The sequence below is a fragment of the Mesorhizobium sp. M0292 genome, from assembly GCF_040321695.1.
In the GTDB taxonomy this organism is placed as follows: domain Bacteria; phylum Pseudomonadota; class Alphaproteobacteria; order Rhizobiales; family Rhizobiaceae; genus Mesorhizobium.
Genome location: NZ_JAMYSB010000003.1, coordinates 131,635 through 145,037, shown reverse-complemented (window position 1 = coordinate 145,037; position 13,403 = coordinate 131,635). Strand labels below are relative to the sequence as shown.

12 protein-coding genes are annotated in these 13,403 nt (G+C 55.6%); 7 read left to right on the top strand and 5 right to left on the bottom strand.

The genetic code is table 11. From position 1 onward, the window contains the following. Positions 1-6: 6 nt before the first annotated feature. The 3 genes from NKI96_RS05590 to NKI96_RS05580 are packed head-to-tail and all read left to right on the top strand — an operon-like array spanning position 7 to position 2,811. Positions 7-1,296: a rhamnosyltransferase WsaF family glycosyltransferase gene (locus NKI96_RS05590; protein WP_023808025.1), complete on the top strand. Its 1,290-nt coding sequence runs from the start codon at positions 7-9 to the stop codon at positions 1,294-1,296. Between the two features lie 7 nt (positions 1,297-1,303). Next, complete coding sequence (locus tag NKI96_RS05585; protein ID WP_081725575.1) at positions 1,304-2,089, top strand: ABC transporter permease; 786 nt, start codon at positions 1,304-1,306, stop codon at positions 2,087-2,089. A gap of 2 nt (positions 2,090-2,091) precedes the next feature. Next, a complete protein-coding gene (locus NKI96_RS05580) occupies positions 2,092-2,811 on the top strand; it encodes an ABC transporter ATP-binding protein (protein WP_023692743.1) in 720 nt (239 codons plus the stop codon). Between the two features lie 119 nt (positions 2,812-2,930). Here the strand turns inward: NKI96_RS05580 and NKI96_RS05575 are convergent, their stop codons facing one another. Genes NKI96_RS05575 through NKI96_RS05565 form a run of 3 tightly spaced genes read right to left on the bottom strand, consistent with a single transcriptional unit; the run spans position 2,931 to position 6,571 of the window. Further along, on the bottom strand, positions 2,931-3,884 hold the full coding sequence (locus tag NKI96_RS05575) for a hypothetical protein (protein WP_155921553.1): 954 nt from the start codon (positions 3,882-3,884) through the stop codon (positions 2,931-2,933). 16 nt (positions 3,885-3,900) lie between these two features. Beyond that, entirely contained in the window at positions 3,901-5,373 is a 1,473-nt protein-coding gene (locus NKI96_RS05570) for a hypothetical protein (protein ID WP_023692745.1), read from the bottom strand. Positions 5,374-5,389: 16 nt separating this feature from the next. Continuing rightward, positions 5,390-6,571, bottom strand: coding sequence for an acyltransferase family protein (locus NKI96_RS05565; protein WP_352803243.1), 1,182 nt, complete (start codon positions 6,569-6,571; stop codon positions 5,390-5,392). A 600-nt stretch (positions 6,572-7,171) separates the two neighbouring features. Here NKI96_RS05565 and NKI96_RS05560 point away from each other — a divergent pair. From NKI96_RS05560 to NKI96_RS05550, 3 genes are all read left to right on the top strand, one after another. Continuing rightward, positions 7,172-9,160 (top strand): nucleoside-diphosphate sugar epimerase/dehydratase, encoded by a 1,989-nt coding sequence (locus NKI96_RS05560; RefSeq protein ID WP_031197947.1) that lies wholly within the window; start codon positions 7,172-7,174, stop codon positions 9,158-9,160. A 138-nt stretch (positions 9,161-9,298) separates the two neighbouring features. After that, complete coding sequence (locus tag NKI96_RS05555; protein WP_023692749.1) at positions 9,299-10,231, top strand: glycosyltransferase family 2 protein; 933 nt, start codon at positions 9,299-9,301, stop codon at positions 10,229-10,231. A gap of 17 nt (positions 10,232-10,248) precedes the next feature. Further along, on the top strand, positions 10,249-10,788 hold the full coding sequence (locus NKI96_RS05550) for a sugar transferase (protein WP_023692750.1): 540 nt from the start codon (positions 10,249-10,251) through the stop codon (positions 10,786-10,788). On the opposite strand, the gene NKI96_RS05545 is transcribed toward NKI96_RS05550, so the two are convergent. Together NKI96_RS05545 and NKI96_RS05540 are read right to left on the bottom strand one after the other, a co-directional pair. Then, on the bottom strand, positions 10,776-11,711 hold the full coding sequence (locus tag NKI96_RS05545; protein ID WP_023692751.1) for an NAD-dependent epimerase/dehydratase family protein: 936 nt from the start codon (positions 11,709-11,711) through the stop codon (positions 10,776-10,778). The genes NKI96_RS05550 and NKI96_RS05545 overlap by 13 nt on opposite strands. Next, positions 11,708-12,808: an O-antigen ligase family protein gene (locus NKI96_RS05540; RefSeq protein ID WP_245260540.1), complete on the bottom strand. Its 1,101-nt coding sequence runs from the start codon at positions 12,806-12,808 to the stop codon at positions 11,708-11,710. Before NKI96_RS05540 ends, NKI96_RS05545 begins: the two co-directional genes overlap by 4 nt. Here NKI96_RS05540 and NKI96_RS05535 point away from each other — a divergent pair. Then, a complete protein-coding gene (locus NKI96_RS05535; RefSeq protein ID WP_245260541.1) occupies positions 12,786-13,334 on the top strand; it encodes a hypothetical protein in 549 nt (182 codons plus the stop codon). The two genes, NKI96_RS05540 and NKI96_RS05535, sit on opposite strands and share 23 nt — an antisense overlap. Positions 13,335-13,403 lie beyond the last annotated feature (69 nt).

Below are 13,403 nucleotides of genomic sequence, written 5' to 3'. Positions count from 1 at the left end.
GACATCATGCTTCTAAAACTGCGCCTGTTTCTTGCTTACGCCCGCCAGTATGGCTGGAGTAATGCAATTATATTCTCACTGTTCAAGATATTTCCGAGGAAATTTGTTCTGCTCTCCCGAAAGCTCGGCGGAGCATCCAGCAGCGTTTCCCCCCTTGTTGCTGCTTTGGATTATCGGGCCTCGTTTGATTCGGTTTATGACTACGTTCCTTGGACGAAGTTTGGAGGCGCGGAGAAGGCTGCGAAGCCGAGAAGCGACAAGCCGGTGTTTGTCTGGTTCGTGCCCGATTGGTCGAACGTTTGGGGCGGAGGCCATTTCACGCTATTTCGCTTCGCGCATCATTTTTCGAGTTTCGGGTGCCACAACATCATCTACATTTATAACAACGAGCGCCATAGTAATCCAAAGGCCCTTCAGGCTGAACTCAATGAAGTCTTCGAAAATTGCACGTTGGAGGTGATAACAGACCCGAAGAATTTGCCGAAGGCCTATGTAGCATTAGCAACGACATGGCAATCGGCGTACCATGTCCGGGCATTTCCTTTCGCTCTGAACAAATTCTACTTCATGCAGGACTATGAAAGCCAATTCTATGCATATGGGACGGCATCAATGCAGGCCAATGCCACATATACCTTCGGGTTTAGAGGCATCACGGGGGGCGGCTGGCTGAAAAGCCGTTACGAAGCCCATGCTGGGAAGGGAACCGCGCAGAACTATAGATTTGCAGCTGATAAGACCATTTTTTTTCCTGCAGATCCCGGTGGGAAAGTCCGATCGAAGGTCAAACGCCTATTCTTCTACGGGCGCCCCTCGACAGAAAGGCGCTGTTTCGAGCTTGGCATGGTTGCCTTGAAAAAAATTGCAGATCACTATCCCGATGTCGAGATTGTAATCGCCGGCTTAGATCTTGCGATGGAGCCGCCTTTCAAGGCTACGCTACTTGGCAATATGACCCTTGCGAAGACGGGGGAACTTTACCGAACGTGTGATTTGGGTATGGCCTTCTCTGCGACCAACCTGTCCTATCTGCCAGTTGAGCTCATGCAATCTGGCGTTCCAGTAATTTCGAACAACGGCAATCACATTGAATGGCACTGCGAGCATGGCAAGAATGCTTACCTTGTGGATCCTGCCCCACAGGCGGTACTTGATGCTTTTGCCGCCCTTTATGATAGCCGACAGCTTCGCCAGAAGTTGGCCGATGGCGGTCTTAAGACGATGGAGCCCATCACATGGGATGACGAAATGACCAAGATCTATGAGTACGTAACGGCGCATTCCGTTGCCAGGTGAGTGGCTTATGAATACTGGCAATTTAACCGCTGAGCTTGTCGCACTCAGACGACGATTGCCCCTTGCGATCAGTCTCGCAGTGAGCGAGACAAAAGCACGCTATCGGCGAAGCGTACTAGGCCCATGGTGGTTGACTCTCGGTGCGGGAATAGGCGTTCTAGGTCTGGGGATCGTTTGGAGCGCCCTTTTGAACCAGGCGCCAAGCGAACTGATGCCCCGCTTGGCTATCGGGCTCGTTTTGTGGCAATTCATTTCTGGTAGCCTGGTAGAGGCCTCGAGTGTTTTCATAAGACAGGCGCAGATAATTAGAAATTACAATTTGCCGCTTATAATGCATCCGCTCCAGCTTGTGATGCGCCAGCTAATAACTTTGGCCCACAATATTGCAATTGTGCTCCTCATGATTGTATGTTTTCCTCATGCGTTTTCGTTCTATGGGTTGGTTGGAATTTTGGGTTTGATCATCGTAACTGCCAACCTATTATTTATTGTTATAATAATAGGCGTTGCCGGTACAAGGTTTCGGGACTTGGATCCACTGGTTCAATCGCTTATGCCTCTTCTCTTCTTTGTAACACCAGTCATCTACGAACCAAAGAATTTGGGGATCAGCCAATTTGTGATCTGGTTGAACCCTTTTACTTATTTTATGGAAATTGTCCGGGCACCTTTCTTTGGAAAAATACCATGCCTTTGGGTCTATGGAGTGTCGTTTGTTAGCATGGTCGTTTGTGGCATCGTAGCCATTTCGTTGTTGAGTGGCCGAGGACGGCGTCTGGCGTTCTGGCTCTGAGAATGGCAAAGTTAGAGTTTGATCGCGTAACCGTTCGCTATCCCATTTACAATGCTCGTTCGATGTCAGTGCGTAATCATTTGGTGCGCTTGGGTACCGGTGGACGCATAGGTGCCGAAGCTGGGAATGTTGTAACAGTCACCGCGCTAGACGACGTATCTTTTAGCCTGAGCGATGGTGACTGCGTTGGCCTTGTTGGACACAACGGCGCGGGCAAGAGCACCCTACTGAGAACAATGGCGGGAATATATGTCCCCCTCCACGGCAAAATTGTCCGGGAGGGATCGATCGGAACGGTATTCGAGCTTGGCGCCGGAATGGATCCTGAACTTTCAGGATACGACAACGTCACCAGAGTCATGATGTTGCTGGGTCGAACCAAGAGGGATGCAAGGGAAATCTATGAAGAGATCGCCCAATTTACAGAACTCGGCGACTATCTTGACTTGCCTGTCCGGACTTATTCGGCGGGGATGATGACTCGTTTGATGTTTGCCGTTTCGACCATGTATGCTCCGTCGATCCTACTGATCGATGAGGTGTTTGGAACGGGAGATGCCGAGTTCCAGGAGAAAGCAAAACGACGTATAGAAACTATGATTGATGCCGCAAAAGTTTTGGTATTTGCCTCTCACAACACCGAGCTTATCAAACGATTTTGCAACAGGATTTTCAAACTCGACCACGGCTCTGTTGCTGAAGTGCCCCTTACGGAGCTCTAAGATTACAGTAGCTATTGGATCGCCGGTCGAACAGCATCCAGCGCTGCGTGGCTGAGGCGACTGGCGCGTCACCACTACTGCCGGCTCCGTACCCTCGGCAATCGCACCATCAACGCGGCTTAAGAATCACCGTAGGACTCCAGTATCCTTCTTGCGTCCGCATGAGGGCGACCGAATTCTCTCATGATCAAACGAAACTGCGCCTCGGAGAATGTGAATGTGCCTTCGTAACGCAGCGTGGGCTCGCGCACATCTCGCCGGTGGGAAAAATGCTCTGTTTCCGGGATGTGATCGTTGACCCAAGAAATGGCGGGCGAGAGCCTTTCCCAAAGCTCTGACTGGCGTTCTACGGACGGTCTCAGATCGTCAGCCCTCACCAGGGGCAATTCGTTGCAAAGGAAGTCAGACAGAAGGTGGCCTGACGGACCCAGTTCAACGTTGAGCATCCGCTGGGCTTCTAGCTCGGGGAACGTCATTGATCGATTAATGACTGATACTGGAGGGAGCGGCAGAGTGCCTGGGACAATGCCTAACCAACGCTCAGTCTTCTGGAGGACTGCGTCCGAGCACGCGGAATAGTTGAATACAGTGAGCACGACCTTCGGGATGGAATTAAGAAACTCAATTACTCGTTTCACTTCTGAAGGCATGCTCTCGTGTTCAAAGAACATTGCGATGTCGCCAGTGTAGCCGTCTCGCTTGACCGCCTGCTGATATTTCGAACATGCGTAATCCACTGGATCTCGTATGAATAGGAGCACTTCGATCTGGCAAAAGTAGTTTGCAAAGCCTCCGAAGTATCGCTGAAACTCATGTCCAAGCAGTTCGGTAAACAGGAGCTCACTGCTGTACAAGTCCGCCGGCGCAGTTGGCGGCCGGTTGTCCAAGACGAGCTGCCGAAGCAGCATGCCATTTCCTGATGATATTTTTCCTTCCGACGCCCGACCTGAAAAATCCGGATGTCGATAGGTGATTCCCGAGGCTTCTAGGGCAGCCACGCCTAAAGCGAGGCTCGACTGGATATAGCTGGAGCCCGTCTTGTAGTGACCAATATGAAGTAACAAACGAGACATTCGAAAGCCGACACTCCTACTTCACATATTCGGTGTCGGGAGATTTGCGGAGCAGGATGCGGGCTAGTACCGCATCCTTGCGCGCGCTGACGAGTTCACTGTTGATCAGGTTTCGCCCGGAATCTATCGGCTGGGCCTCGACGTGAATATTGAAGAATTTGATCGCAGCTACCCTCGCTCTGGCGTACATTTTTAGTGCGACTCGGCTTTTTCTTAAAAGTCTCCTGACTGGCCCCTTGGCAGGGTTGATAAGGAGGTGCTCACCGGTCGATACTGTCGCCCGGCTCATATTCGAGGTCGGGAGCTGGGACATCTGTTTAAGGTACGCCACGGTTTCGTGACACGCACAATCTGCGTAAGGCGACTTGTCGTTATCCAGTTCCTTCAAGAGATTATCGTAGGTGATTTCGCCGTCGGAAAACAGAACCGCAGCCGCAAAGCGGGGATAGAGTTCAATGGCCTTAACTAAGTATCTTGGTAGATTGATTTCGATATCCATTCCTGTTGCATAGTTATAGAACGCATCGTTGCATAGTGGCCCGTTCCAAACGTCGTCGCTTGCAGAAATGTAATCCTTGTAGAGGAATGTTAATATCTTATCCCAAACTATGCCGCCCTTCTTGATCCGCAATGAATACGGCTCGAAGGCAAGATCTACGTTCCCCGCCGCCTTCAGCTTGGACATGTAGAATTCATGTGCGCTGATCATGTCCTTGAAGTGTGCACGAGAGCGCCTGACGCCACTGAAATGGATGAAAGCGACCGGTTGGTCCAGGGTATCTATGTAGAATGCGTCCCCATATTTAATCACCGAGTAATGCTCCGCGTTCCATGGGGCAAGGTTGTACGTGGGGAGCCGAAGGATGTGAAAGCCCTCGAAGTACACCGGCAGGAATTCCAGCCATCGCTGGTCAACGAAAAGTCCGTTCTTCTGGTCCGCAACACATTGCCATTTCAATTTCTCGCGCCACCAAGCGACCATACGGATGGCCTCGGGCGTGTGGTTCAGGGCGAGGAAGCCGAGATTGAAAATTCCTACTTGCAGGAAGATCTTGTCACCGCCCGCAATAGCGGCGTTCATAGGAGATATCGAGCGTAACGCGTGGGGAGTCACGATGCCGTTCGCGCCGCCGGAGAGGAGGTCATCGACCTCGGTCATTCTCCGAAAAATATAGAGGTCTGGGTCAACATAAATAACGCGACCGTACTCTCGATCGAACAATGCCTGGAAGCAGTGAGGGCGAAGGCTTGTTGCCAACTCAACGTTCAAATAGAAACACAACCTTTGCTCCAGGTCGTCGGCCTCGACGATGTCTCCGACATAGATAACTTGAATGCCGTTATCGAGTTCTTGCGGCTCCCCCGTTCCGACCATGAAGAGAAAGAGGTCGGCTTCCGGATAGTGGTGACGAACGCTCGAGAAGAGCACGGACGTCATGTCCACATAGCTTGGATCGGAAATCGAGAAGAAGGCCAGCCTTTCGGTCACTGCTTATCCATCGTCCTTACGTCACTGCACCGTGAGTTTCTAATGCGTTGTCTATTGTGACGACGATGGGGACGGGATTGACGTAGCCTGCCCGCCTGAGAAGGCCAACAATCCAGCTAGAAAGCCGAGTACCTAAAGCGATTGATGGTCGCTCGATGTATTTCTCAGCGCATGCAGAAATCGGCAATGAGATTGAAATAACTATTAAACCAAATATGATGCCTTTTGATAGCATGTGAATGCCTGGTTCGGCGTAAATAGATGAGTACAAAGCCATAGATATTCTAAGAATAATGACGTTCCATAAATATAAGCTGAAGCTTATCCGGCCAAAGAATTGGGATGTGGGGGAGGATAGGAAGCTTTTCAAGCTGCTGGCACCTCCATGATATAAGGCAGAAACAAAGATGAAGCCCAAAAACCCTTGGACGAAAGAGCGACCAACCCATTGTTCTGCAAGGAACGTAGGCAGGAAAAGAAATACTATCATGGCTAAATATATATTTGAAATACGACCTGTTAATTCACCGACCTTAGAATTTACGGCGTAGCCAAAAGCAATATATATTAAAGAGAATAGGGTCATAAATCCATGCGTCGAGGTTGGAATAAAGTGAGCTGCAATGGAAATCGTAATAATGAAAACTATACCCCACTTAGTTCCGTATAGATGAGATATAAAAGCTGATATCGTAAGCGGGATTATGGCAAGTATCTCAACTTGCAATGTCCAAATTGCGCCCTGCAGGTTTGTGTTCGTCAGCAATGAGTTTGATATTACGTCATTCAGATCGAATACGCCAAACAAGGAAGGGCGCACGGAGGAAAGAACAATTAATATTCCGGCAGACCACCACAGGCACGAGATATTACTCGGGTAGATGCGCAGAAGTCTTTTTACCGGAAATGAAATTACCGTCTCCCACGCCGGAGAACTTGCAAATGACCTTCCCAGCGACCTTCCCAAGACGAGCCCGCTCAAGACGAAAAAGAGGATGACGGCGCTCTCGCCGCTTAGGAGCGTCATGACAATTTTAGCATATACCCAGCGGGCAGAGGTGGCTTCGAAGAAAGTGGCGGGATACACATCTCGAAGTAGATTGGGATTCATCCATCCAATGGTGTGATGCAATATCACAACGCAGGCAGCCCAGCCTCGAAGGCCATCTAACGCGGTCGATCGAGAGAGTTGTCCCATCAAGAGCATCATACCAATATAAATTATCACGGTAGAACGAAAAATATCGTTATTTCTATGCGAATACCCAGGCGGGTAGCATCAGAAAAACCGACGAGTCGCTACGTCCATTACCAGATCAATGAACCTCTGTTCAATGAAAAATGCATCATGGCATTTATCACCGTGACGGTGTGCGAATTTCTCTCAACCAGAGATTGTTACTATGTAGACTGCGTCGAATATCTTGCAACGGGCCTCTGTCAGTGGCTGCTACCACGCAGTCAGCCGGCCAGTGCAAACAATCACTAGGAGGCTGTGAGCGAACCAGTGAATCTGACCCCAGGCCTCTTCCAACCTTTTCGTCTCGCCGTAATGTGGCTGGAGCGCCCATCGCTTCGGCAGGACCACCCTCGAAAAGAGTGCCTCTTTGAGCACCCGATTCACCAATCGGCCGCGTCGCCAAAAAAATATCTGGCGATGACCGTGACTCCGCGCTATGCGATACGGGCAGCGGGGGATGGGGATTGGCACTCTAAACAGGTGGTCGGTGACGAATGATATTCGCCCTCGCACTACGTTAGTGTCCAAGTCCTTGCGCCTGGAGTTCAGTACTACCCAATGACATCCTATGTAGAGGTCGTGTCCGGACTTCGGCCGAAGATGCGGCGCGCCATTATAATGATCCAGGATCTGGTCATGGTCCTGGTCGCGGTGGCGCTGAGTCTGGGGCTTTCTCAGTCGAGACTTTCATTCGACGCGCTCTCCACGGCCGGCCTGGCGTGCTGGGCAAGTATTGTTTTTCTCAGCCATATGCTGTTTCGCTATTGCGGCCTCTACAACACCGTGTGGCGTTTCGCCTCCACGCCGGACTTCTTCAACATCCTGAAGAGCTGCGCCATCCTGACCGTCACGCTCTATGTCGTCTCGCTGGCGGTTCGATCGTTTCAGCCGGTGACCGGCCTCAACGAGCGCCAGTTCATCGTCTTTTTCCTCGTCTCCTTCACCATCATATCGGCGCCTCGGCTCTATTACCGCTTCCTGCGCGACGGGGCGAGCTGGCGAATCCTGAGCCGCAACGCAAACAATGCGGCGATCAAACAAGCGCTGTTCGTCGGCAGGCTTGGCGAAGCAGACGTCATCATCCGCTTCACACGCACGGCCGAGCCGGCCGAATATTCCATCGCCGGCATCATGGCCATCGAGAACGGCGCGCCGTTGGGCACGCAGATACAGGGCGTTCCGGTGGTGGCCGTGCGGCCCCGCCTGGTCGAGGTCCTCGAAGAATATGCAAGAGGCACCAAAAGCCTCGACATGCTGATTTTCGGCAATGGCACCGAACGCGAGATCGAGGAATATTCGGAACTGGTCCGTGTCGCCCGTCACAGCGGTATCGCCGTTGTCCAATTCTCCGGCGTTTCGGAGCTCGGCCAAGGCGGAAAGCTGGTACTCGACGCTGTCGAGATGGAAACCATCCTGCGCCGCTCCACAGTTGCTTCCGATATGGAGCGGATCGGCGGCTTTATCGGTGGCAAGCGCGTCCTGGTCACCGGCGGCGCCGGCTCAATCGGTCGCATCCTGGTCAAGCGGTCGCTGGAACTTGGCGCCGAGGCGGTTCTGGTCGCCGATATCTCGGAGTTCGGTATTTTCCAGCTCGACCAGCAGGTTGACGAAAAGGACCATGTCCGGCTCAAGAGCCGCATCGTCGATGTCACAGACCGGCGCCAGATCACCCGCGTCGTCAGCGATTTCAAGCCCGACATCATCTTCCATGCCGCCGCGCTCAAACATGTGCCGCTGCTCGAGGAAAATTGGGAATCGGCGATCCAGACCAACATTTTGGGCACCCTCGTCTGCGCCGAGGTTGCCGCCAAATGCGGGGTGCCGCAGTTCCTGCTGATTTCCAGCGATAAGGCGGTCGATCCGACCTCGGTGCTCGGTATGACGAAACGCGCCGCCGAGCAGATCGTCTCTTCGCTGCACGAAACGCACGCCACCGGGCCCAGCGGCCGTCGCTCCGGCACCAAGTTCATCGCCGTGCGGTTCGGCAATGTCTTCGGCTCCAATGGCTCGGTCGCCACCATCTTCCAGGCGCAGATCGAGGCCGGCGGTCCGGTCACCATCACCGATCGCCGCATGACCCGCTACTTCATGACGGTGGCCGAAGCCGTCGACCTCGTCATCATGTCGGCGGCCGACGCCGAGCGGCGCCAGGGCAAGGACGACTACGCCATCTACATGCTCGACATGGGCAAGCCGGTGCCGATCCTCGAAGTCGCTGAAACCATGATCCGCATGGCCGGCAAAAGCCCCTACACCGACATTCCGATCCGTTTCACCGGGATCAGGCCGGGCGAGAAGCTTCACGAGGTGCTGCATGGCGGCAATGAGGAGATCGTCGCGCTGGATATCCCCAAGATCTTCGGCCTCAGGACCGATGTCGTGGGATGGCCCAAGGTCCAGGCGGCGCTGACATTGCTGCAGGCGGCCATGCGCGATCAGGACAAGGCCTCGGCGCTCGCCGTCATGGCCGGCCTCTATCAGGCGGAAGAGCCTCCAAGTGACGCACGCCGGGAAACCGTTGCGAAAACAGTCGGGCAAGCTGGTTAGAGCAATTCCAGGAAAAGTGTGGAGCGGTTTTCAGTCCGGGATTGCGTCAAAACAAAGAGCCTGTCCTGATCGACCGGGATTGGCTATTGAAACCGATCCGATGGCCGTTCCCAGGCGTTTGCAGATGATTTTGAACCAGTGAGCAGACAAGATCAGCGCGTGGCCGTGCTGCTGGGCACCAAAGATGGCGCGGCTTTCCTTGACGAGCAGCTCGCGTCGCTGGCTGCGCAATCGCATCCTGTTGTCGACCTCTGGGTTTCCGACGACGGTTCGACAGACGGCACTTCGGCCATTATCGGCGCCTGGCAGAGCCGCTGGTCCAAGGGCCGGTTGACCCTGTCGAATGGTCCTCGCCAAGGCTTTGCCGCCAATTTCCGCGCGATGATCATCGATCCGCGCATCGAGGCCGACTACTACGCCTTCTGCGACCAGGACGACATCTGGGAGCCGGACAGGCTGGAGAGCGCCATTGCCTGGATGCAAGGGCACGACGCCGGAACGCCGCTGCTGTTTTGCTCCAGAACCGCAACCATGTCCGAAACCGGAGCAGCGCAAGGGTATTCGCCGCTGTTCCAGCATCCACCCGCATTTCGCAATGCGCTTGTGCAAAGCATTGCCGGCGGCAACACGATGATGATCAACCGCGCCGCGCGAAAGTTGCTGGCAAAGGCATCGGCAAGGACCGAGTTCGTCAGCCATGACTGGTGGACCTATCTGATCGTCACGGCTGCCGGCGGCATTGTCCGCTATGACCCGCGACCGCTGGTGCGCTACCGCCAGCATGAGGCAAACTTGGTCGGCGCCAACGTGTCGTGGAAGGCGAGGCTGTCGCGGCTGGGGCGCCTGTTCAGGGGCGAGTTCGCCGTCTGGACCGATCACAATCTGAGCGGCCTGGCGGTCAATCGCGACATCCTCTCGAGGGATGCCGCCGCCTGTCTCGGCCTGTTCATCAGGGCACGAAAGGGCGGTATCCTGCGACGCCTGCACCTTCTCAGGAAAAGCGGCGTCTACCGGCAGACGCTGGCTGGGACGCTTGGGCTCTATCTGGCGTTCATCTGGCGGCGGATCTAGAGCATGCAGACACGGCCATGAAGGGACCCAAGCGAGCTTTCGACCTGGCGGTGGCGGCGCTGCTGCTGCCACTGGCCTCGCCTTTCGTCCTGCTTGCCATGCTGGCAATCAGGACGACGTCGCCTGGACCGGCACTCTTCTCTCAAACCCGTGTCGGCCAGCACGGGGTGCCGTTTGCCTGCCACAAGCTGCGCACGATGGTTGTGGGAACGCCGTCTCTGCCCTCGCATCAGGCGCCGGCAATTTCCGTCACTGCCGTCGGCAAGGTGCTGCGGAAATTCAAGATCGACGAGCTGCCGCAGCTCTGGAACGTGCTCAAGGGCGAGATGAGCCTGGTCGGGCCGCGTCCATGCCTGCCCACGCAAACCGAATTGATCGAACGCCGCAGGCAATTGGGTGTGCTTGCCGCACTTCCGGGCATTACCGGGCTGGCACAGATGAAAGGCATCGACATGTCGGATCCGAAACTCTGCGCCGAAACGGATGCCGAATATCTCAGGGGAGCCTCGATCGGACTCGACGTCAAAATCCTGCTTGGCACAATCTACCGGACCTGACGGGCCTGTCGTGCAAGTTCCTCAATCCGGCCGAGCGTGTCGGTTTCCGGCATCCAGCCTTCCGAGATCAGCAGTGACGGGTCGCAAATCTGTGTCGCCATGGAAGCGTCGTACGCTGCTTTTCTGCCAAGCAGTGTGGCGAACATCCTGAATGGCCAGGCCGGCACAGGAACGAGCCGGGTCGGAACGTCGTATCCGTGCCTGAATGCAGTCAAGATTTCGAACATCGCAACGGGGGAAGCATCGCCCAGGACATAGGTCGGGCGCGGTGGCGTGGGACGAGTCAAAAGATGCGCCACGGCGCCAGCCACCGCGTCGCGCGATATCAGCGAACGAACTGCGGTGAAAGCGCCTAAGGGCAATGGTAAGGCAATGGCGGCAGCCCGCATCATTTCACGCAGGTTTCCCTTCATGCCTTCGCCATAGACCGGCGGCAGGCGCAGCGCCGTGGCATCGGAGGGCCTGGACGCATAGGCTTCCAGTGTCTTGATCTCGCCTTCGCGTTTCGAGCGCCCGTAGGCGCATTGTGGGGCAGGGAGCGTCGCCTCGCTGATCGTTCCGCTGAAACCGGGACCGGCTACTGCCCGGATCGACGACAGATAGATGAAGCGCCCGCTTGTCCGCGAGGCGGCCGCGCGCGCCAGCTGTGCGGTCAGTGTCGCGTTGACGGCCATGAAGTCGGCTTCGCTCGCCTTGCGGTCATTGTTGAGCGCCGCACAGTGGACGACATGGGTGACATCTCGCATCAGCGCCTGGAATGCCTGGGCCGGCGCCTCGAAGTCCGGCAACAAAACCGCATCGCTCACGGGATCGAGCCGTTCCGGATGGCGCGATGCCATGCGCACCTCGAACCCGGCTTCGCGAAGCTGATTGACCACCTGCCTGCCGATGAAACCCGTCGCGCCTGTGACCAGCACTTTCACGGCCGGCTTGCCTGGGGCGCCGGGGCCGGTTGTTCCGGCAGCATTTGTTGCCGGCCCGATGCAAGATATGTCCCGGACACCAGAAACACCATCAGTGTGGCATCGAGGATGTCGTGGCCGACCAGGATGCCGGTCAGGCCGCTGATGAGATAGGTGATCACGGTGACGACAATCATCGTGGCGCCGAACCGCTCGATCGCGTCCGTGCTGGTGCGCAGCACGATGGCCGCGTTTCTCGCGGCAACGACGAACACAGCCGCGAGCGTTACGGCTCCAAGCAGGCCGGCCTCCACCAATGCGGTCAGGAAGCCGTTGTGAAAATGGCTGAATCCCGTCGACGGCATGTGGAACTGATTGTGGAATCCATCCTTTATCAGCTCGCGGCTTGCACCAATGCCGTGACCGAAAATCGGCATGTCGTGGAAGGCGCTCAGCCCAATCTGCCAAAGTGCTGCGCGCAAGCCGAGCGCGGTCGTGTGGTCGCCCTTCGTGGCGAGCCCATCCCAATCGCTGAACAGGAAGGCCGCGCGCTCGGAAATGATGGGGAGACCGATGACAGCGATGACGATGCCGATCGCGCCCGCGATCAGCAAAAGCCGAATGGCGTTTCTGTTGTTGAGCTTGCGACGGTTGATCAGCAGGACCGCGATGCCGGCCACCAGCATCGCCAGCCAGATGATCCGCGATCCCGAATAGACAATGGCGACCGCGCCGGCCAGTGTCGCGCAGGCCAGCAAAGCCCTGTTCTTTTCGACACCCGATAAGGCGCCTGTCAGGCACATCATCATGCTGAGGCAGGCGACGGTCGCGAACACGATCGGATTGCCGGCGCCGCCTTCGGCCCGTATGCCCAGCCAGTAATATTGCACGACCGCCAGCAGCACGGCGCCAAAACAGGCGGCGGCGCTCGCCAGCACGACGATGCGCGTCAGCGTGGTTTTCTCGGTAATGCTCCAGGTCGCGTATGAGACAGGGAAAAACAGGAAGGTGATCAGCCCTGCCAGATGCGGCGCATCCCTGGCGATCGAATTGTTGACGATGGAGGCGAGCACGCTTGCTGCGCAATAGGCATAGATGGCCACCGTCATCGCGGTCATCGGCCGGTCAATGTTGAAACGCCGTCTTTTCAACGCAAGCAGAAGCACCGACCACAGGCCGCCGCCATTGAATAAAAAGCTGACCGCCGATCCCAGCACCGGCGGGAAAAAGAAGCACAGAATGGAGAAGGTGATGTTGATCCGTGACGGCGAAACGTGCTGCTTGATGGCGGAGATCGGGGTCAATGCTCTGGTTCACAATGCGCTGGGTCGCGTGGCGACGGACAATGTTTGGCGCGGCATTTGCGGCATGCCGCCCGGCGCAGGTTCAGGAGCCGGTATAGCGGCTGGGTGCGGTTTTCGAAAGTGCGACGAGGTCGGGCCGGCGTTTCTTTCGGTCCAGGCAAGATTTTTCCCGGCCTTTGAAGGCTATCGCTCCGTCGGGCAGGAATTTCCGGATTCTGGGCTTTTCATGGAAAATTCGTTGCCGATCGGTGTGGCCGCCGCCCTTTCCAGCGTTGTTATATCAGGTGGCGATCTGCTAGAACGCCGGCACGAACCGATAGTGTCCAGCAGTGAAGCTTGAACCGGGCGGCTGAAAAGGACGCCCGATCCATCTGATGCAAGGTCTGGATTGCACGAGAGAACGCTCACA

Excerpts from the sequence above, each read along its gene's own strand:
- NKI96_RS05590 (WP_023808025.1), top strand. The coding sequence starts at position 7 with ATGCTTCTAAAACTGCGCCTGTTTCTTGCTTACGCCCGCCAGTATGGC.
- NKI96_RS05585 (WP_081725575.1), top strand. The coding sequence starts at position 1,304 with ATGAATACTGGCAATTTAACCGCTGAGCTTGTCGCACTCAGACGACGA.
- NKI96_RS05580 (WP_023692743.1), top strand. The coding sequence starts at position 2,092 with ATGGCAAAGTTAGAGTTTGATCGCGTAACCGTTCGCTATCCCATTTAC.
- NKI96_RS05575 (WP_155921553.1), bottom strand. The coding sequence starts at position 3,884 with ATGTCTCGTTTGTTACTTCATATTGGTCACTACAAGACGGGCTCCAGC.
- NKI96_RS05565 (WP_352803243.1), bottom strand. The coding sequence starts at position 6,571 with ATGGGACAACTCTCTCGATCGACCGCGTTAGATGGCCTTCGAGGCTGG.
- NKI96_RS05560 (WP_031197947.1), top strand. The coding sequence starts at position 7,172 with ATGACATCCTATGTAGAGGTCGTGTCCGGACTTCGGCCGAAGATGCGG.
- NKI96_RS05550 (WP_023692750.1), top strand. The coding sequence starts at position 10,249 with ATGAAGGGACCCAAGCGAGCTTTCGACCTGGCGGTGGCGGCGCTGCTG.
- NKI96_RS05535 (WP_245260541.1), top strand. The coding sequence starts at position 12,786 with ATGGCCACCGTCATCGCGGTCATCGGCCGGTCAATGTTGAAACGCCGT.
- NKI96_RS05540 (WP_245260540.1), bottom strand. The coding sequence starts at position 12,808 with ATGACCGCGATGACGGTGGCCATCTATGCCTATTGCGCAGCAAGCGTG.